The sequence below is a fragment of the Emticicia sp. MM genome (assembly GCF_001649495.1).
In genome coordinates this window covers 26,751-49,447 of record NZ_LXHX01000071.1, presented here as the reverse complement: position 1 = coordinate 49,447, position 22,697 = coordinate 26,751, and the positions used below count along the sequence as shown (strand labels likewise).

The 22,697-nt window shown below is 35.6% G+C and carries 11 protein-coding genes; 5 read left to right on the top strand and 6 right to left on the bottom strand.

Going from position 1 to position 22,697, the window contains the following annotated elements:
- Window positions 1-21: 21 nt before the first annotated feature.
- From A6M55_RS08765 to A6M55_RS08755, 3 genes are all read right to left on the bottom strand, one after another.
- A complete protein-coding gene (locus A6M55_RS08765; RefSeq protein WP_064197276.1) occupies window positions 22-2,859 on the bottom strand; it encodes a TonB-dependent receptor in 2,838 nt (945 codons plus the stop codon).
- Window positions 2,860-3,010: 151 nt separating this feature from the next.
- Complete coding sequence (locus tag A6M55_RS08760) at window positions 3,011-4,321, bottom strand: serine hydrolase (protein ID WP_064197275.1); 1,311 nt, start codon at window positions 4,319-4,321, stop codon at window positions 3,011-3,013.
- 105 nt (window positions 4,322-4,426) lie between these two features.
- A complete protein-coding gene (locus A6M55_RS08755; protein WP_064197274.1) occupies window positions 4,427-5,176 on the bottom strand; it encodes an RNA methyltransferase in 750 nt (249 codons plus the stop codon).
- A 188-nt stretch (window positions 5,177-5,364) separates the two neighbouring features.
- Here A6M55_RS08755 and A6M55_RS08750 point away from each other — a divergent pair, with 188 nt between their 5' ends.
- A complete protein-coding gene (locus A6M55_RS08750) occupies window positions 5,365-7,737 on the top strand; it encodes a BamA/TamA family outer membrane protein (RefSeq protein WP_197491682.1) in 2,373 nt (790 codons plus the stop codon).
- Here the strand turns inward: A6M55_RS08750 and A6M55_RS08745 are convergent.
- The gene (locus A6M55_RS08745) at window positions 7,734-11,723 is read right to left on the bottom strand and encodes a 3-coathanger stack domain-containing protein (protein WP_064197272.1); all 3,990 of its coding nucleotides are present in this window, start codon (window positions 11,721-11,723) and stop codon (window positions 7,734-7,736) included. The two genes, A6M55_RS08750 and A6M55_RS08745, sit on opposite strands and share 4 nt — an antisense overlap.
- A 118-nt stretch (window positions 11,724-11,841) precedes the next feature.
- Between A6M55_RS08745 and A6M55_RS08740 the strand changes: the two genes are divergently transcribed.
- On the top strand, window positions 11,842-12,357 hold the full coding sequence (locus A6M55_RS08740) for a hypothetical protein (RefSeq protein ID WP_156511012.1): 516 nt from the start codon (window positions 11,842-11,844) through the stop codon (window positions 12,355-12,357).
- Window positions 12,358-12,465: 108 nt separating this feature from the next.
- On the opposite strand, the gene A6M55_RS08735 is transcribed toward A6M55_RS08740, so the two are convergent.
- Entirely contained in the window at window positions 12,466-17,502 is a 5,037-nt protein-coding gene (locus A6M55_RS08735; RefSeq protein WP_064197270.1) for a 3-coathanger stack domain-containing protein, read from the bottom strand.
- 135 nt (window positions 17,503-17,637) lie between these two features.
- Window positions 17,638-18,954, bottom strand: a complete 1,317-nt coding sequence (locus A6M55_RS08730) for a gluconate:H+ symporter (RefSeq protein ID WP_064197349.1) — start codon at window positions 18,952-18,954, stop codon at window positions 17,638-17,640.
- Window positions 18,955-19,213: 259 nt separating this feature from the next.
- Here A6M55_RS08730 and miaB point away from each other — a divergent pair, with 259 nt between their 5' ends.
- The 3 genes from miaB (at window position 19,214) to A6M55_RS08715 (ending at window position 22,625) form a co-directional block, all read left to right on the top strand.
- Complete coding sequence (miaB, locus tag A6M55_RS08725; RefSeq protein WP_064197269.1) at window positions 19,214-20,638, top strand: tRNA (N6-isopentenyl adenosine(37)-C2)-methylthiotransferase MiaB; 1,425 nt, start codon at window positions 19,214-19,216, stop codon at window positions 20,636-20,638.
- Between the two features lie 93 nt (window positions 20,639-20,731).
- Window positions 20,732-22,060 (top strand): sigma 54-interacting transcriptional regulator, encoded by a 1,329-nt coding sequence (locus A6M55_RS08720; protein WP_064197268.1) that lies wholly within the window; start codon window positions 20,732-20,734, stop codon window positions 22,058-22,060.
- A 7-nt stretch (window positions 22,061-22,067) separates the two neighbouring features.
- A complete protein-coding gene (locus tag A6M55_RS08715) occupies window positions 22,068-22,625 on the top strand; it encodes an LptE family protein (protein ID WP_064197348.1) in 558 nt (185 codons plus the stop codon).
- The last annotated feature ends 72 nt before the right edge of the window (window positions 22,626-22,697 follow it).

Here is a 22,697-nt window from a genome sequence, read left to right as displayed (position 1 = left end):
CATTTATCTAAAAAACATTACTTATAGTCTAAAATTACGCAAGTTATAAGTAAATGTAAGCATAAAATAACGTGTAAGTACTTGACTACGAGCATCTTCTATATAAGCTGTTGATACATTTCGAGCGATACTGTTATTTTGCTTTAGTAAATCAAAAACATTGATACGTAATTCAGCGGCTTGTTTTTTCAAGAATTTATAGCCAAAACCTGCATTCCAAAGTGTAAAGTTTTGGTTAAAGCCTGTACCTAAACCAGAATATGCTTGGTTGAGGACTTCTGACTGTAATAAAAATCCTTTGCCAAAAAGCCAATTGATTTTGAATGAGGTATTCTGAAATAAATAATTGGTGTTGAGAGTGGTTTGCACCGAATTTCTGACCAAACTGTATGTAGGCGAATAGGAAAGCGTAAAATCAACTTTTTCGCTCACATTACTACTCAAAACCAAACCTCCGTTGATACCGTAGGTATTTGTAAAACTTTTAATATCATTAATCAAATTCGGATTTTTTGCATAATTCACACCAGCACTAAAGTTAAGATTCGATTTGATTTTTGAAATCGGAATACCATAACTGATGAAAGTACGAGCATTAAATTGACCATCAAGGTTAACTGGTTTTGTAAGTTGCGAACCTCTGAAAAGTATAATACCATCGGCCAATTCGTAATCTTTATCGGCAATAAAGGTTGACTGAACTATGGCATTATTAGAATATCCTAAATTCAGAAACATCATGATATTTTGAGCAGTTTTAGCATTCGTAACTCCGTAACGGAATGATAACGAGTGACTATAATCTTGCTTCAAATTCGGATTCCCTGTTGAAAGTTGGGTTGGATTGCTATTATTGATTACACCTTGCAATTGATTAACCGAAGGTGCATTTGTGTTGGTACGGTAAAAAATTCTAAGATTTGCTTTGTTTTCAAATCTATAATTAAACATGGCATTCGGCAAAATACTGTTGAATACATATTTTACATCTTGCAAAATCGGATACGTTTGGTCGCTGGCCAGCTGGGCATTTTGGTAAGTTGTACCCAGAGTAAAAAATCCTTGCTTTCCTCGTAAACGATAACTTACGCCCGTACGATTAGTGAGATACGAATTATCAAATAGATTACTCAAAGATTTATTAAGAATCGAATAAGTTAGTAATTTTTCGTCATAAGCATTGACTTCACGATCTGACGAACTGAGCGTATAACCTACATTATGGTCAAGCTGTATCTGTCCAGTTTTTCCCACAGGCTCGGTGTAAGTAAGGCCTAACGACATTCGATTGCTATTGGTCTGAGACTGAGTTTGTTGGTTCACAATCTGAGTTGTGTCTCTGCCTGTAAAAAATCTACTGATTGAATACTGAGAAGAAAAACCCGTTTGGTCGCTGGTGTTGTTTCCAAGATTCACCGAAAAAGTACGACCATTTTTTGCAAAACGGTGTCTAAATAATAATTCTCCCGAAAAATTAAAGCCATTATTCTCTGAGTTCCTTCTGGTTAAGGCAGTATTGATGGTTTGTTGTTGCAAATAAGTCTCACTTGTCATTGTCGATAAAGCGTCATTTTTTTGCCAACTGATACGAGGCGTAAAAACTATCGAATTACTTTTATCAATCGTATATTCTAAACGAATATTGGCTCTATGATTTTGATTTTTATTGCGAGTCGCACTTGTATCATCATACATTTGAGGAACTGTACCCAAATACTCACGGGAAGTAATGCTTTCATTGCCATTATTTGAAGCATTAAAGAAATAGCTGGTGCTTAGTTTTACTTTTTTACCCAGATTATCACTGTAATTCAAGCCGATAGAAGTAGTTTTGGCAATTCCTGGTTGTTGACCAACCATAAAATTACTGGCATCTCCACCACCACCAAAACCGCCGCCGCCACCACCACGAGGGCCACCACCGCCACCGCCGCCTTGCGGACGCCCACCACCGCCGCCACCAAACTGCATTCCACCGCCACCACCTGAGCTGCCAAGTACACCCAAAATATCTTGATTTGAGAAGTTTTGTTGGTTGATATTATTCGATAAACCAATAATTGTAAGACGTTGATCTTTCTTAAAGAAATTCACACTCGCCCCCGATTGATAACGCTCATCATCACCTATACCAGCATAGACTTTTCCGAACTGCCCATTATTTTTGTTTTGTCGAGTAGTAATATTGATTGTTTTTACAGTATTTCCATCATCAAAACCAGTAAATTGAGATTGTTCGCTAAGTCGGTCGAAAACCTGTACTTTATCCACCACTTCAGCTGGAAGATTTTTGAGTGCCAGAGCTGCATCATCGCCAAAAAACTCTTGTCCATCAACAGTTACTTTTCGTACTTCTTCTCCTTGTGCTTTTACTACACCATTTTCGATGGTTACGCCTGGCATTTTCTTTACTAAATCTTCAACCGTAGCATCCGGATTGGTCTTAAATGCACCTGCATTATACTGAATCGTATCGCCTTTCTGTTCGACACGCACTTGCTTTTCACGCACAGTCACCTCCCCGAGCTGATTAGCATTTTCGGTCAATTTTAAAACTCCTAAATTTTTTGGGGAATTACCAATCGAAACTCGCATTTCGAGATTTGTATAGCCAATCGAAGAAATTCTTAGTCGATAATTTCCTGATTTTACATTGGCAAGTTTAAAGTTTCCCTCGGCATCGGCCAAAACGCCTTTGCGTTGCGTAGAATCTCGTGAGTTTATCAATAAAATACTTGCCCCCGAAACCCCAACACTGGCTTGTGCATCTTGCACAATTCCTACCAGTTCGGTAGTTTGAGCAAAGACAGTCAGGGAAACAAATGTGAATAAGAAGATTTGAAGTAGCAGCTTTTTCATGTAAGTTTTGGTAATTTATACTATATCGTAGAAATGTAATGTTTAAGTTTTTATCTTACTACGATATTTAGACAGATTTAAACTAAGAAAAGTTTAGTTCAAATCTGTCTGTAAACGACCAAAAAGGTAGTTGTGTAGATAAATGAAAGCATTAATCATCAATTGATTGATAAATCATTCGAGTAAAAAGAGCTTCAGAGCCACCATCAACTGCACCTTGGGTTTGTTTCATTAACACCATTACGATTTTTTCCTTGGGGTCAGCCCAATAATTTGTATTAAAATAACCACCCCAACTAAATCTTCCTGCACTTCCATTACCTTTGATTTGCCCTGCTTGTCCTATTACACTAAAGCCAAGACTAAAGAAACTTTCTCCTTTCGAGCCTCCAAAGAGTTCGCCAGTTTGGTTGGTAGCTGTTAGTAAATCAACCGTAGTTCGGCTCAAAAAACGTTTGCCATTCATAGTACCACCATTAAGCAACATTTGTAAGAAAGTTGCATAATCTTTGGCAGTTGAAGAAAGTCCTGCTCCGCCCGAAAAGAATGTTTTTGCTCCCGAAATCGGATAGCTCGGATCATAGAAAGTCACAGGGAAACGTACCCAAGTTTTTGCACTATCAGGTTTATGAATATATACCAAACGGTCTTTTTTAGCATCGGGTAAATAGAAGTAGGTATCTTGCATTCCGAGGGGTTCGAAAAGGTGTTGTTTCAAATATTCATCAAAAGGCTGCCCCGAAACGATTTCAATGAAATAACCTAACACATCTAATCCTTCGCTATAAGTAAATTTCTCTCCTGGGTTATGATGCAGCGGAAGTTTTGCCAGTTTCTTGACACTCTCAGCAATTTTGATGTTTTCGGTAGTAAACAGGTCAGTAATTCCTGCTTTTTTGTACATCATCTTAAAGCTTTCATCGCCATCAATTACGCCGTAGCCAAGCCCAGACGTATGCGTCAACAAATGACGAATCGTGATTTCAGATTTTGCAGGCTCGCTCGTATAGGTAGTATCGGAAAATCGGAAAGATTTCATCACCCGAGGATTTTTAAATTCGGGAATGAACTTTGAAATTGGGTCATCGAGTGAAAATTTCCCTTCTTCGTAAAGCATCATGACGGCCGTTGAAGTAATGGCTTTTGTCATCGAAGCAATCCTAAAAATATCATCAGTTTTCATGACCTTTTTAGTCTGAAAATCTGAATAACCAAAAGCTTTTTGATAAACAATCTGGCCATTTTTAGTAAAAAGTGCCACCATTCCAGGCAATTTATTCTGCTCAACGAGCTGATTTAGCACATTGTCTATACGTTTGAGTCGTTCGGAAGAAATTCCAACCGATTCGGGAGTTGTAGCCACCGAAAGTGGTTTTGATGAAACCGATGAGGTGAGTTGCGTTTGGGCTTCTACCTGAAAAAAGAGCAAACCAATAAGGGTTGTAAAGAGAAGTTTTTTCATTAGATTATATGAGTTGAATATATACACAGAAACTTTTTTACTTCATAAATAACTGAATACGAAACAGTTTTCTATTTTATCAGTCGATTTTTATAAAATTTAATTTTATTCTCGCCTACGCAAATTATCAAGCACCACCGCCGTTGCAATTCCTACATTCAACGATTCTGCCTCCCCAAATCTCGGAATCGTTATTTTTTTTGTAATTAATTTTTCTACCTCCGCTCCTATTCCATTCGATTCGTTCCCAAGCACTATGTAGCCACTTTTCGGAAAATCAAAACGATGCACATTTTCAGAATTTAAAAAAGTTCCAATAATTTCAATTTTGCTGTTTTTTACAATATTTTCAAAGTATTTTGAAATTTCAGAATAATAAACTCTAATTCTTGTAAACGAACCCATTGAAGCTGCAACTACTTTTGGATTGTAAAAATCAACGGTTGTTTCGGAACAGATTACTTTTTTGATGCCGTACCAGTCGGCAATACGAAGAATCGTACCGAGGTTTCCGGGGTCACGAATATCGTCTAAAACTAAGGCAAATTCATCGGCATCAGCAATTAATGGTCTATTTTCTCGCATTTTCACTACCGCTAAGGCAGCATCATTGCTTTGTAGTGTACCGAGTTTTTCGAGTTCAGTCTGTGAAATTTGCTCAACTGATATTTTTTTGAGTAATTTTTCGTTTTCTGTAAAGAACTTTGGCGTACATAACAATAACTCAGTTTCTAAGTCTGAACCCAATAATTCTTGCACGCTTTTTGCACCTTCCACTAAAAATCGTTGGTGTTCTTGTCGATATTTTTTTAATTGCAAGGATTGAACGTACTTTTGTTGTTGTTTTGAAAACATTACTTTTGAAAATTTACGATTTACAAAGGATTTTCCTGATAGAAAAAACTGATAATCAATCAATTATGATTCTAAAAATAGTATCAAGTTTTAGACTGGTATTAAATATTTTTCTCAATAAAAAACGCTTTTACAAGGTTTCGTGTGCTTGCTTGATGGTTTTTATAGTAAGCTCGTGTACTCGAAAAGTGCAGCTCGAACGTGATGAATACCGCCTAAATAGTTTTGAATTCAAAGGTAATAAAGAAATCTCAACGGAAGAACTCGAATTACTGATTCCACCCACACAAAAGCCTAATCGACGTATTTTATACTTACCCGTTACACCTTATGTTGGTTTCTATAATTTGGGCAAAACTTTTTATAACTCGGTAAAAATCACAGAACGCTTAGAAAAATGGCAAAATCGTTTGGATAATCTGTCAAATCCTGTGGTGTATGATGCTAAAATTGAGAAAAAACGAAAAAAATATCTATCAAAAGTAAACGTTTATCAAGACCGCCTCGACACCAAAGAAAACTGGTGGATGAAAAATATAGGCGAAGCTCCAGCAATCATTACCGAGAGTGCTATCAAACGCACAAGCGGTACTATCAATAAATACTTATACAACAAAGGTTTTTTTGATAGCATAGTGAAATACCAAATCGACTCGGCAAATACAAACAAGCGTATCAAAATCAGCTATTTAATTGATGAAAAAAGAGCTTATTTGATTGATACTATTAGGTATGACGTGACTGATAGAAAAGTGGATTCCTTACTGAAAAGCAAAGTAAAGGAAAAATTACTCCAAAGAATCGACCGAGTCGATTTCGATAATATTGATGCTGAAAAGTTACGTATTGAAGCACTTTTGAAAGAAAACGGCTATTTTAATTTCATCGCTAAAAGTTATATCGGAGTAGAAATTGACACGACTGATTACATCAGACGAGATTACAGAGTAAACCTAACGGTAACGATTAGAAATCCAAATCAAAAAGAACAACACGAACAGTTTACGCTTGAATCTATCAATTTTATTTCTGCCGATGCTTCCACAGAAAATAACCTCAAGGTTGATACGACCAACATCGAACTTAATAGTATTCGCTATACATTTATTGGCAAGAAATTTCCTACAAAAATCTTGGATAAGAAAATTCTCATTCGGCCAAATCAACTTTTCAAGGCATCGCTCGTAAATGAAACCAACCGACAACTTTATGGCCTCGACCAGTTTGCTTTTGCCAATGTAAAATTCACACAATTACCTGATAATCAACTAAGAGCCGACATTATTGCTCCTACAAACCCAAAATATACAACGGCTTATAATTTTGATGTCAATAACATAAATAATATTTTGGGTGGAGGTGCGAGTGTTTCGCTTCGTGCCAGAAATCTACTAAGTATTTTAGAAACTACCGAACTCGGATTTCGTGCCAATCTCGAAGGACAACCAGGCTTAGATTCTACTACTCAACGTAGCCGTGAACTGGGAGCAAATTTGGCTTTAAATATTCCTAAAATTATTTTTTCTAACAAAATATCAAACCTTTTAAGTCTAAAAAGTCCACGAACACAACTGGCTGTAAGTTTTAATAATTCAAAACAAAGATTATTTGAAAGGCAGGTTTTTCGCCTAACTGGCAACTATTCATGGCAACGCTCGAAATACGAAACTATCGTAATTTCACCGTTTGATATTAACTTGATAAATACACCATTCAAAAGTGCGAGTTTTGAGCAAGTTTTACTTGATAACCCTAACCTAAAAGTACTCTATGACCCTCAGTTTGTGTCGAGTATCAACGGCACGTATGTATTTAATAATCAGATACAAGGCAAAAACATTAAAGCTAAATACATTAGATTTTTCGTTGAATCGGGCGGTACAACGCTAAACTTTTTCCCCGATAAGAATCAGATTAAGTTTATTGACCAAATTTTTCCACTTGATACTACCAATCGAGCTTATTTTAGGTTTATCAAAATGAATCTTGATTTTAGAAAATATATTCCTATCAATAAAAAAGACTCTTGGGCGTATCGACTAAACTTGGGAGTTGCTCATCCTTACGGGCAAAACCAAGCTATGCCTTTCGAGAAAAATTTCTTTATTGGTGGGCCAAATAGTATTCGTGCGTGGCGTCCACGTACACTCGGGCCTGGTTCGGCTTTGGGAACGACAATAAAAAATCGTTTTTCGCAGCAACCTGGCGATATTTTACTCGAAACGAGTATTGAATACCGTAAATATATGTTCAGATTTATTGGCAATTGGAATGCTGGATTTTTTATTGATGCAGGAAATGTTTGGAAATGGTATCAGATTGACTCAAAAATTGACCAAGCAAATTTTGATTGGACAAGATTTTATAAAGAAATTGCGGTTGGTACAGGTGCAGGTATTCGTCTTGATTTAGATTATTTTGTCGCTCGTTTCGACTGGGGTGTAAAAGTTTTTGACCCCATAAAACCAACAGGCGAAAGATTTGTATTGGATAATCTGAAACTCAAGCGAAGCAATGAATATTATCCTGTATTTCATTTTGCCATTGGGTATCCGTTTTAAGGGGAGTTTTCGTTCACGCATGGTTTTATTTGAGCTTTAAAAATACTTCCTTGTGAAGATTCAAAACCAGCTTTTAGCAATATAGACTTTTCTCCATTATATTCAATTTGTGATTGATAACTTAATTTATTGATAGCTTCAATTTTTTCAGCTTGATATTTTTTCACTATGCCAGCACTTGCATCAGAAGTAATATTAGTTTCAAGTGGGCAAAGCCTCACTGTAATTATGGATTCAGAAGGATTACCTAACTCAGCACCACAAACAGGATGACTCGCAGAAGTCAGTCTGAAAGTTGTATCTTTTGTAGGTTTAACAACCATCTGATAAGTTTTATCAGAAAAATCGTATGTAAAATTGTTAAAGGTACATGAAGTGCCTTCTACGTATTTATCCATACTAAAAGTAATTATTGCAGAGTCACCTTTGACAATTGTTTGTGTACCACTAACCGTAACAATAGGCTTTCTTCCCCAAACATTTACTTTTATTATCTCATTGTTGTACGAATGAAAAAAATCACCTTCGAGCGTAGGAGAAGTACAAACCGCTCTAATTTTATAGGTTTTGGGATTACTTTTATCAATACCACTTGGTAAATTTTCAGGAATAGTGATTTGCACAAGATTTCCTCCTTTACGTATAAATGGAACTTCATAAACATTATCGGGTCGGTCTAAATTCTCAGACACAAAATAAAGTTTCGTATTATTGGGAAAATTTTCAACGCCTACAATTGTAAAATCAGACTTTGAGAGTTGGCAAAAATTTGTAAAATAGGCTGTCTCTGGTGAAACATCAAAATTTGCTCTTATCAAATTTACGGTACCTGTTGCACTTCCAACTCCACAGGCATTTTTGACACTATTTAAGGTCAACACCCATGAATCTACATTATATCCTGTACTTAGTTTTAAATAATAAGGATTGCTATATGTTGTAATTTCTTTTCTCTGGCCATTAAGAGTATAGTTTAACGTCCATGGAGCAGAGCCTGTAAAATTGATTTTTAAATTGAAATTTTGTGCATTTTCTTTATACGCTAAAGTTTGAGGCAAAACTGTTGCTGTTGGTACTTGGGCATTACTAAAAAATGTAGTATAATTATGAGTAGATGTACTGAAAATTGTTTGATTTTCTTTTCTCCCTTTTATTCGGAAGTAAATAGGTTTATCAGTCGGAATATTTTGAATAGAATTCAAGACTATCGTATCTACGCCAACTATTGTGTTCAAATCATAAAATATTTGTTCGGTTGGATGATAAAATTGTAGAACAATGTTTGAAACGCTTTTGTCTTTTTTAAATGGAATTTTTACAGTTGCACCTTGACAAACTTCTAATTTGTTGGGTGGAAATATAATAATTGAGGCTAACTCTTTGTCAAGCGAATAGCCAAAAAAGCCAAAACTAATTGGTCGGTCTTCAGCACAATACTTATCTTCAAGAGATGTAATTTTTATCTTATAAGCAGAATCAAATAAACTTCGTGAACTTAATGAATCTATATACGGTCTGAAAGTATAATTATTAGATGTAGCTATTAATTCTCTGCTAAAATCTCCGTCAAAATACTTAAATTTAAAGGGAGGAATGCCTGAGAAATTAAGATTAAATTCTAATATATTACTACTTAATAATTCCCAATTAGTGTTTCCACCCAACTGAAAAGGTCTTTGACGAGGGTGTATTATTATTGGTTCACTAACTGCATGCGGGTTATCTGAAACTAAATATACATAATAATCTCTATTCATTTCAAAATTGTAACCACCTACTGGATAACTGCCAGTTCCTTGCTCTGTACTCAAAGAAATCGAATGTTCATACAAAATTATGTTAGGATTTTCTACCTGTGAATACCTAAGCCTGTAAGTATTCTTTTTTGTAAAGACATAACTTAAATTATAAGTAAAATAGAACTTACTTCCCACACAAACCGTAGGACTACTAATTAACGTTAGTTGAATTGGGGAGTTCGGTACAATGTGAATTTTTGCCCCCCCCCTTAACGTTGCTTTGCCACAGTATCCTCCCGAAGCACCCGCTGGAAGAATAGTAAATTCTTGTTGTAAGAGTAAATTTTGAGGAATTTCGAGTGTTATCTCTTTCTTAGGGTCAATTCTTATCGCAGAATAACTCCAATGAGTTTCATTTGCTGAAAAACTTATATTATAATAATCTAAATCATAATACCATCTTGGATTGTCAATTGAAATTACTGGACTTTGTGAGGCTGTAACATAGGCATCTCCTGATAGATAAAAAACTGGAGGATGTGCATAATTACTTAACCTTCCATATTCGGAACCATATAAATTATTAGCATTTGAAATAATTCGTATCAGATAGTCGGCAAATAAAGTATCGTTCGGCAAAATACCTTCGAGAGTATTGTTTCCAAGTGCTGTTGTTGGGACATCAAAATAGGCAGTTTCATCTTGACTACTTGAATTAATAGCCTTTAATTGAAGTTTGAAATCGAAATTCGAAACACTACCTAATACATTATACCTAACTTTAAAAGTACCTTCACCACATTGGTCTCTAAAAACTTCCAAAGAAGTAATAATTATATCCTTATTGGACTTCTCAAATACTTCTACTGTAACTTGACCCGATAAAACGGCCTGTTCACACAATTCGAAGCTTTGATTATTTTTCCCCTTGGCTTTAATACTCGCAATATAGAATGTTGTTGTTTGTGTTAAAGTATCTATCCTTACATAATTTTCAAAATTTTGTAATTGCAACTTTATTTGCTTATTAAAATTAGTTTTTAATACAACTTCATAAGCATTAATGTAAGTCGGATTCCCTTTATTCTTGTTAATTAATACTTTTAAATAAAATGTTTCATTCTTATTAACCTTAATCTGTCCATTTGAATAAATTGACGCACTTATTTTTTCTACCACAGTAAATTCATCTTCATGCTCACTGTCAACTTTTGTTTTATACATCGGATTATCAGGGAAAAAAGACATTTTATATGTTCCTTCGTCAATCATCAACGGCAGTTGTATTAAATATATCCCAGCCGAATCTAATAACACTGGTAGTTCTTGCCAATTGGGGCTATTATGATAGCGATACTTGGGAATAAATCTGAGATTTTCTGGAATTACGCCTTTAACTTTCAAACGAGCCTCTAATACCTCACCCTTACAAAAAAACTTATTCTTCAACGGCTCTGCTGTTGTTCTCCGTTCAGAAATCTGGATATATGTTTCAAAATCGTGATAAGCTCCTACGCTGAAGTGTTCAATTGAATTATTACAACCATTGGCATCTCTTAAATCACCTAAAAAAAAGTTTTCATTTGACCGCTTATCATAGACAAACGTAAACGTATCAACAGGCATATTTACTTTAATCGAATCTTCGATGACAAATGAAAAAGGAAGTTTACCTCTTAATTTTATAAGGTTTAAAGATAGATATTCTCCTAAGGTTCGATACTCTAAAGCTTGCCCTGTACTGTAACTGAGAACTACGTTAGGTCTTGGATTAACAATCAATTTTTGAGTTAGCATAACCTTGTTTAAGAGTATGCCTAAATAATTAAAGGCAGAAATCTGAACGTTAAATACTGATGTTTGAGCTAACTGCAACAAACTTTCTGTACTAATGTATAAATGGTTATCCTTTTTAGGTAAGATATATAAATTGCCCAACGGATATACAAACCCATTATTTATATCTATCGCTTCAACCTGATAAAAAGAATAATCAGGTTCGGGAGTGTGTTTAACCGTAATTTCCTCGCCTGCACAAATCAAAGAATCGCTTAACACTGAAGCAGGGCTTAACGTTTGTGCAAAAATAGTTTGGCTATACGTAAAATAGAAAGAAATTAGCCAAAGTGGAAGTCTTATAGATTTTGTCAGCATGAATTTTGAAAAAACAAATCTAATAATTTTTGTAGAATCTAAAATATCAAGTGTGCATTTATAATTTTTCAGAAAGCTATGTTTATTTTGCATTGGTTTCTATCATAAAGCATGAATACACAATAATTATTCTTCATTTTTACACAAATTTTCGTTTGAAATCAAAAAATGAGGAAGAATGATACATCAAATCTTACTATTCTCAAAAAACATGAAAAACCTTTTCTTTACATTCTTAATTTTTCTCGGGTTTACGGCCAATGCCTCATCTGTAGCAGATAGCATAAAAGTTTTAGACTTCAAACCCTATAAAATCGACTATCCAAGTTCTTGGCGATTAAAGGCGGGCTGTGCGGTGAATGAATGTTCTATTCTTTCGCCTGCAGATACACTTTCTTGGCCTGATGGATATACCGAGAGTATCAATCTTACGTTCAATCCTTTGCCCTCAGCAAGCTACACAGCCGACCAATACGCCACTTATTCGATTGGTTATTTGCCAAAAGTTGTCAAAAACTTTAAAGTAATTGAGAAAAAGAAGTTAAAATCAAATGTCGTTAGAGTTACTTACTCAGGTGAAAAAGACACGCATAAACAAACGTGGCGACAATACTACTACGTAAAATCAAGCAAAGTTTATATCGTTACGTTTTCGACTGAAACTACAAAATATGCTGTTTATCAGCCTTTTATTGAGCCTTTTCTGAATAGTTTTACTCTGAAGTAAGCTTACGAGCTTCATTTAATTAGCCCTTTTTATAAGCATCACTCGAATATTTCAAATAATAAATAGACCTAAATACAAAGGTTATAGATAAAAAAGACTGACTTAGAATTAATTATCACTACAACCTTTTATTTCAGCTTTAAAAGTACCTGTCGATGAATATTTTGTTTCAAAACCGGGGTTTAACATAATAGCTTTTTCTGCTCTATAATTGGTAACTGAATTATTATTTAATTTATTGGAAGATGTAATTTGTATTGCTTTTGGCACTGTAATTTGCCCACTCAAAACATCAAATAATGATGAGTATAATTCTAAACTCGAAGGACAAGGATTTGTTGGTAATATATAATTCAATAATGAAAAATTACCATCGCCTGAATCATCATCATAACCCAATTCGCTAATACCATCAGAATCATATAATATTATATAGGTATCCAAATTTGACCCACCCGTGATTGCTTTGGTTTCCATTGTCAATACACCATTATTCATCGATACTGATAGCTTATAATTGCCTGTATTGGAGCTACTATAAGGACGGACTAAAATGTAGTACACTTTACCATTATTAACCCAGGCAAAATAATCTTTATCATTTCCGCTGTCTAAACAGACATCAACACTCTGATAAGTATTATTAGTAATTATCGTTGGTGTCAAGTAAGTATTATTTGGTTCGAGTGGGTCGCACTGAAGTGTTACTGTTATATTCGACAATGTACTATTACAATTATTCACATTACAATAGGCTGTAAACGTTGTTGTCTCTTGTACACTCACTACTTGCGTAGTTCCCTGAACATTGTTTGACCAAAAAACAGTACCACTACACCCCGAAGCTGTAAGAACAACATTTTGAGGAATTGATGTAATTACATTAGGACTTATTCCAAGTGTAGGGGCAGTGGATGAAGTAGATGTGTTTACGGTAAGTACACCTACACTTGTTGATGTGTAATTGGGCGTATTAGACACTACTCGTAATCTATAAGCACCCGCTCCTACTGTACTTGGTAAATTAAAATATAGCGTATAAGTTGATACTGATGTCGAGCCCATTACAGTGGCTAAATTATCATTCACAATAACATTTGTATTAGCATCTATCAATTGTAAAGTATATTTTGTTGTTAAATATAAATATGAGCTAAAAGTGATCGACAAGCCACTTTGTTGACAAACGGTAGCTGAGGAGTAGTTTAATAGTATAGGGCAAGTACGATAAGTATTTGAGATAGCCTGACAGCCTCCATTATTAACCGCAAAATAGTATATCCCAGGGTTAGAAGTGGTTAGAGTAGATGAACTTTGACCAACTACTTTAGTGAAACCAACACCAGAAGGTGAATAAAACCACTCATAATTTCCCGAAGTCTGATCACCAGTTAGTGTTATTGCAGACCCACCATCACACAATACTGGATTACCAGAAAAATTAGCTGACTCCATATTTATTGTAATAGGATAATTTAATGATGTGGAATTATATCCTGTTGATGAATTAGATATAATAACACTATAATTACCACTTGTTGAGGCAAAATAACTTGACGAACCAGTTGAAGTATAAACCAAATTACCATCTCTATACCAACTATATAGATTTCCACTTCCACTTGGTGAAGCAAATAAAGGTGCATTACCACATATATTATTTGAATTAGAATTGGTATTATTGGATGTTCCAAGGTAAATAACAGCAGCAGGCAGACATCCTGTACTTGTTACTGTTAATGTATAAGTACTTGTGGTATAATTGCTCATATATGGCAAAATTGGACGTACTCTAACTTTATATGTACCATTGAGTGTTAAAGATGAAGGAATAAAATATCTAATAGGGTTTGTAAATGCCATCGTCATTCCACTTCCTGAAACATAGTTTCCATTAGCATCTATTAGTTCAATATTGATACTCCTTTCGTTTGTCCAAGTCCCTACTGTAGTATATGGTATTTCGATAGAACCTCCAGTACAAATATTTGTATTATTTGGGGTATTAAGTAAAATTGAAGTTGAATTATCAACATTAACAAGCACACTGCCATTTCCATAGCCATCGCCACAAGAATTACTAACACTTGATATATAGTACATCTTATTTTGATTAGGTGTTACTTGTAAAATATATGGACTTGAAGTAACATTAACGACTCTTGTCTGACTACCATCATAATATTTTACGACCCACGGAGCTTGTCCATGCAACGTCATTTTAAGGTTAGCGGTTTGCCCTGACGAAATGTTGACTATAGCATTTAAATTATCATTTTGGTCACTCAAAACCCCATAAGGAGTATTACCAACATAAAATGGCGAGCTTAAGCTTTCGCACCCAGAACTACTCTGTCTAACCAAAACTCTATAGTATCCAACCGAAGTAGCAGTATATGCCTGTCCTGTAACTCCATCGATTGGTATAAATGAGTTTATTGAAGCTGAATAAAACCATTGATAAGTTGCACCAACTCCACCAAAACTTGCATTTAATGTGGCGGTCGTATTTGTTCCACAAATAACACTGTTGGGCGATGTAATAGATGCATTAAAACCTGTTATTGTTATAGTTTGCTGTGAAGTTGTCTGGTCATAGTTTGAACTTGCTCTTGTAACTCTCACAGAATAATTACCTGTTTGGGTAGCAGTAAAATTACGCCCTGTTTGATTAGGTATAAGATTCCCATTTAGATACCACTGATAGCTGTAAGCATTCGATAATGAATACGGGTAAGCAGTAAGATAAACAGATGTACAAGAAACATTAGTGGAACTGACAGTGAAAATAGCCGAACTACTACATCCCGTACTATTTACATTAATAGAATATGTGGACGAAGTACTGTTCGCTATGAAAGGTAATGTACTATATGCTCTAATTTTATATGTACCGATAGGCAAAGTTTCAGGAATAGGAAATACAATAGGATTAGTTGCAAAACCAGACACATAAGAATAAGTACTTATAAAATTTCCACTTGCATCTAATAATTCCAGAGCTATATTTCTTTCACTTGTCCAAGTACCTATTGTATTATAAGGTATTGAAATTGATCCACCAGCACAAGCTGTGATCGTACCAGGAGTAGTCAGACTGATTGCGGTTTCGGGGGCTACGATTATATTATTATAACCAGTAGTGTAACCATTATTATTTGAACAATTACTTGTTACATTAAAAATACTATAACGTCTATTTTGTTCTGGGGTTAATGTCAAAATAAAGGGACTTGTGTTTGTCGCTACAATTTTTGTGTTACTACCATCATTATAAGAAAAAGTCCATGAACTACCTCCATACAAACTTATTTTTAATTGTGCTGCTTGTCCAACCGAAGTATTTACACTACTGTACTTCTCGTCATTCATATTCGTCATTATAGCAATCGGGCCTGTTCCGACATAGTAACTATTTGACATATTACTACAATTTCCATTATTGACATTCACATAATATTGTCCTGTAACATTAGTTGTATAAGTTGCTTGAGTTGCTCCATCAATAGACTCAAGGCTTCCTGATGATGATTGTTTATACCACTGATATGTAAAACCTACACCTGTTGGCGAAGCATTAAGCGTAGCTGCTATATTTGAACCACAAAGCGAGGGATTATTTGATGTAATTTTTGCTTGCAAAGAATTAACAATTACTGATTGTGCTGCCGATGTAGAGCTATATCCTGTACTTGACTTTGAAACTACAACTGAATAACTACCCGTTTGCGTGGCACCATAATAATAGTTTGTAGCTCCACTAATTGGACTTCCATTCAAAAGCCATTGAAATGTATAATCACTTGATGATGGATAGGCCGAAAGCGATACACTTGAACAACCAACATTAGAAGACCCCATTGTAATAAAAGCTGTTGGATTGCATACCCCACCCGAAACATTTATGGTATATGAACTTACTACTGGAAATGTAATCGATGGTAAACTCACAGAAGCTCTAATTTTATAATTTCCTGACGAAATACCCGTTGGTATAGGAAAAAGCATTGAATTTGACGAATAATATCCATATGAACTATAAGTAGATGTACCACTTGAATTAATTAATTCGAGATAAATTTTTCTTTCATCTGTCCAAGTACCAACTGTTGTGTAAGGTATTTCGATAGTTCCACCGGGACAAACCGATGTAGTAGAAGGTGTAGTAAGATTTATGGATGTAGTGGCATCAACCACTACTTTTACCAATCCACTATTGCCATTGAAGCCTGTCGAACAAGTATTATTTGATAAATATGAAATATAATATGACCGGTTTTGTGTTGGCGAAACAGTCAAGTAGAAAGGAGAAGTTGCTGCAAGTACAGATTTTGTTGAGCTTCCATCATAATAATTCACTGTCCATGGCCCTGTTCCAAAAAGCGTAAACTTGAGTTGAACTGGCTGCCCGACTGTTGTATTAATCGTACCAAACGGATTATTAAAAGAATCACTAATAATACCATAGGGAGTATTACTTACATACAAAGGTCCTATTGTAATATTTCCACTACCGTCGCTAATAAAGACTTTATAATACCCAACTGTAGATGTAGTGTACATCGAGTTAGTTTCATTCAAAATTGTTGAAAAATTTCCAGACGATGAAGTAGAATAAAGCCAAGTATAAGTGTAGCTGGGGTCTGTATTCGTAACGGATAGTGTTGTGCTGGTATTTGCTCCGCAAATAATTGGATTTGTGGATACAAGTTGAGGTAAACCTTGTGCTAATTTAATTGTATAGTTTTTCGAGGCTGTATTAAAGTTAGCCAACAATTCTTTTTGTTTCGACTCAGAACTCGGCTCTTTTAGCTCTTCAATGACAGAGTTTTTTTGCAACTGTACCTCACAATCATTGATAAAAATCTCATCAGATTTTTGTTCAAAATCTTTACCTGTAATTTTTACATAGTATTTTCCTCCTTGATTTACCGTGTAGAATGGAGTGTTTGAAGTAGCTATTACAATATCATCTCGGTACCAACGATAAGTATATTCACTATTTTTAATACTTACAGATAAAATAATCTCTTTTTGATTACAAAGGAAATTACTTTCGGAATTTGTAGTTATTGATGGATTTAAATTAACTTGAGCAAATGTTACAATACTCAAAAATAGCAAAAGCAAAGTTGTACACTTCATAAAAAGTTTCTCTATAAAATAAATTGTGAAGAATTGTTTTTAAACCAACAGCATGGTGGTCTTTAATCGAACAAATATATCATTTTGTGAAAATATTTTATTAAATAATTATCTCATTGATGTCAAAAATGTCATTTAACCAATAATACTTTTCAAAATTAATACTCCTAAAAGCCCAGTAACCGACACAAGAGTTTCCATAACTGACCATGTTTTGAGGGTGTCGGTCATGGAAAGCTGAAAGTATTCTCGGAAAAGCCAAAAACCAGCATCGTTTACGTGCGAAAACATCATACTTCCTGCACCGATACTCAAAACCATTAAATGTGGTTCGGTATTAGTTGAAGCGAGTAATGGCAACATAAAACCGGCAGTCGTAATCCCCGAAACCGTTGAAGAACCAACGGCTACTCGAATAATGGCCGCCATTCCCCAGCCCAAAATTAAAGGATGAAGCGAAGAATTTGCCATCATATCAGCAATTGATTGGCTTACGCCCCCATCGGTCAGCACTTGTTTTAAAGCACCCGCACCGCCAAAAATCAGAAATAGCATTGCCACGTCTTTGATTGAATCGCCCAAAAGGTTGGTTATTTCGGACATTGATTTATTTTGTTTGATTCCAAGCAAATAAATTCCAACCAAAACCGAAATAAACATACTCACAACTGGGTCGCCGATGAAGTAGAAGCTTTTATGCAAAAAAGAGTTTTCGGGAAGATAAGAAGCAGCAACCGTGGCAAAACTAATAAGAATAATTGGCAACAAAACCGAGAGCATACTATTAAAAGTTGAAGGCATTTCTTCGTCTGTAAGGTCGGGAGCAATAAATGCTTTATTGGGTAATGTCGTGTATTTTTTTAAAGTTGAACCAAACAAAGCCCCCGAAACTAAAATTGCGGGAATTGCAACGATGATTCCGTAGAAAAGTGTAAGCCCCATATCGGCATTAAACTGCTTCACGATTGCCAACGGTGCAGGATGCGGCGGTAAATATCCTTGTGTAACCGATAACGAAGCCAACATCGGCAAACCAATATAAACCGCTGGTAATTTAAAACGATAAGCCACCGTAATAACCAACGGAGCAAGCAACATAAATCCGACCGAATAAAACAGTGGAAGCCCAACCAAAAAGCCAGTAATCATAAATGCCCAACGCACATGACTTGTGCCGATGAGTTCCATCATTTTGGTAGAAATCCGCTGAGCAGCTCCGCTTTGGGCCACCAATTTTCCGAGCATTGCTCCGAGTGCAATAATGGCCACAATCGAACCGAGTGTGCTACCTGTCCCTTGTTGAATTGATTTTAGAATTGCTTCAGGTCTCATATTCAGTGCCAATCCAGTTCCCAACGAAACTATCAGAAAGGCTAAAAAAGTATGAATTTTGAAATAAGAAATAAGTAAAATCAGCACAATAAGGCCGATAATTGTGATTATGAGAGGCATTTTTTTTGTAAAGGTTGAATTATCGTGCAAAATATACATTTTAAATGAAATTTATTTCATTTAAAAATATCAGATCATTAGATTTTATTGACTTGATTAATAGCCATTTATCTGCCTCATTATTCGTTTCAATGACCATTCATACCATTCATCAAACTTTCCACTAAAAAATTAAGTTATTTTAAACTGACAATCTGTCAGTATTGTTGTAATTTTGTAGTCCAATTCCCAAAATTGAACTTTTACACTCAAAAATAACATGGAATTAGTTACAAACTCATTAAAGATTCTCAACGAAGAAGATAAGAAAGACCTTGATGTGGCTCGCATCAGTGAAGATGAAAAGAGTACGGCTTCTCGCAAACTCTATATAGAAAGTTATGGGTGTCAGATGAACTTTGCCGATAGCGAGATTGTAGCTTCGATTCTGAGAGAAAATGATTTTGCTACCACTTCAAAAATTGAAGAAGCTGAGTTAATATTGCTCAATACTTGTGCTATCCGTGAAAACGCCGAGCAGAAAGTGCGTCATCGCCTTCAACACCTTGTACCGATGAAAAACAAACGTAAGAATGTTAAAATCGGTATTTTGGGCTGTATGGCCGAGCGTCTGAAAACTAAATTATTAGAAGAAGAAAAAATTGTTGATATGGTGGTTGGTCCCGACGCTTATCGTGATTTGCCAAACCTTATCAACGAAGTGGAAGAAGGCCACAAAGCTGTAAACGTTTTTCTTTCTCGTGAAGAAACTTACGCCGATATTACCCCAATTCGTTTGGATTCTAATGGTGTAACGGCTTTTATTAGCATCATGCGTGGCTGTGATAATATGTGTAGTTTCTGCGTTGTGCCTTACACTCGTGGACGTGAACGCAGCCGAGATGCCAACTCAATTGTCAAAGAGGCGACCGATTTATTCAATCAAGGCTATAAAGAAGTGACTCTTCTGGGACAAAACGTTGATTCGTATAAATGGCAATCGGCTGATGAGTCGACAGTTACTTTTGCAAATTTGCTCGAAATGGTGGCACAAGTTAGTCCAGATTTAAGGGTTCGTTTCTCGACATCTCACCCGAAAGATATTACCGACGAAGTACTTTACACCATGAAAAAGTACGATAATATCTGTAAATACATTCACCTACCTGCTCAAAGTGGTAGTAGCCGTATTCTGGAATTGATGAATCGTACCTACGACCGTGAGTGGTACATGGGAAAAATCGACCGTATTCGTGAGATTTTGGGCGAAGAATGTGGTATTTCGCAAGATATGATTGCTGGCTTCTGCACTGAAACTGAAGAAGACCACCAAGATACACTTTCGTTGATGGACTACGTGAAATATGACTACGGTTATATGTTTGCCTACTCCGAAAGACCCAATACTCCAGCCGCTAAGAAATTAACAGATGATGTGCCAGATGATGTAAAAAGCCGTCGATTGGCTGAAATTATAGCTCGTCAACGTGAACACTCTTTAGAACGCAATCAACTTTCGCTTGGCAAAGTCTATAAAGTATTGGTTGAAGGTTTCTCAAAACGTTCGCAAGAACATCTCTCGGGAAGAAACGACCAAAACAAAATGATAATTTTCCCAAGAGAGAATTTTCAAAAAGGCGATTATGTAAATGTTTTAGTAACCGAATGTTCGTCGGCAACCTTGATTGGAAAGGCGGTTAAATGAACGTGAAATTAAAAATGTAGAATTAATAATTACTTAGTTCTATAACTAATAGTTAATTGGAAGATCAATCCCAGTAGCTAAAAGGCAATTAAAATGAGCAATAATACAGAATTACAATCAGTCAAAAATCGCTTCGGCATTATCGGTAATGCTCCTGCGTTGAACCACGCACTCAGCGTGGCGATTCAGGTAGCCCCTACTGACTTGACTGTATTGATAAATGGTGAGAGTGGTAGTGGTAAAGAATCATTTTCAAAGATAATTCACGCACTTAGCTCTCGCAAACACGGGCCATTTATAGCCATTAACTGCGGAGCGATTCCCGAAGGAACGATTGACTCGGAACTTTTTGGCCACATAAAAGGCTCATTTACAGGAGCAATCGACGACCGAAAAGGCTACTTTGAAACAACCAGCACGGGTACGATCTTCTTAGATGAAATTGCCGAAATGCCCATCGGTACACAAGCACGATTGCTTCGTGTACTCGAAAACGGTGAATTTATTCCAGTCGGTTCATCTAAAGTAAAGAAAACAGATGTGCGTGTGGTAGCGGCTACCAACGTAAATCTGCTTGACGCTATTGAACGTGGGCGTTTCCGAGAAGATTTGTATTATCGTCTCAATACAGTTCCTATTAGAGTTCCTTCACTTCGTGAGCGTGGCTACGATATTGAACTACTTTTCAGAAAATTCTCAACCGATTTTGCTGAAAAAAATCATATTCGTCCCATTGATTTGACCGAAAGTGCATCGCAAATGTTGATGAACTTCCGTTTTCCAGGAAATATTCGTCAGCTAAAAAACATTGCTGAACAAATCACAATTCTTGAATTTGAACGCCTTGTTTCGGCCGAAATTTTAGCAAAATATCTACCTCGTGAGCAATCAAGTGGCCTTCCTACACTATTGAAAGGCTTAAATGGCGGAAATGATAGTAATTTTTCGGAACGAGATTTACTATACAAAGTGCTATTTGACATGCGAAAAGATATGACTGATTTAAAAAAATTAGTACTTTCGCTCATGCAAGGCGGGCAAGCAGGTAGTGTTTCGATGAATGCAGATATTTTGCAGCAGCATCAAGGCTTATTTGAAGATATTCACCAAGAAGATAGTGTGGCTTTAATTCCTCCAACTGTTTATAATCCGCCACAGCAAACGAACTACCCGAACTACCAACCCATTGATAATCAAAATATTATCAAAATTGATAGCTTACAGGGTGACAGGATAAATATTGAAGATATTTCGCATGAAACCGAAGAAAATTCGTATTCTCTCGAAAAGCAAGAAAAAGAAATGATTGTTCGGGCTTTGAAGAAAAACAACTTCAAACGCAAATATGCCGCTTTAGATTTAGGAATTTCAGAACGTACACTTTACCGAAAAATCAAACAATATGATATTGAAGATGAATAATTTTTTAATGAAAAATAGAAAATGGGAAACGGGAAATTTTAATAGAATACTATTAAAGAAAACATTCTTCATTATCAATTATTCATTAGTCATTAGTCTTTTTTCCCTAAGCTCTTGCAAGATTTACTCTTTCACTGGTACAACGCTCAAAGACGACTTAAAGACGATTACGATTCAGAATGTAGCGATGGGAACGGCTGGTGGCCCTGCCAATCTTACATTAACATTCACAGAAAAACTGAAAGAATATTACCAGCGTAATACGAGTCTAAAGCTCAAGCCAAGTGATGCAGACTTACTACTCGAAAGTACGATTGTAGGCTATGAATTAACGCCAGTTTCGGCAACATCTGGTGACAAAGCAGCCCTTAACCGACTAACTATCAGAGTAGAAGTGAGATTTGTTAATGCAAAATACGAAGATGAAAGTTTTGAAAAAGAATTTTCTTTTTATCAAGATTTTCCACAAGAACAAAATCTTTCGCAAGTAGAAAGTAGTTTAGTTCCTAAGATAATTGACCAACTCGTGTTAAATATTTTTACCGATACAGCCGCACAGTGGTAATCATTTAATGAACAATGCAAAATGTATAATGAATTACAATTATTCATTGTCAATTATACATTATCCATTAAA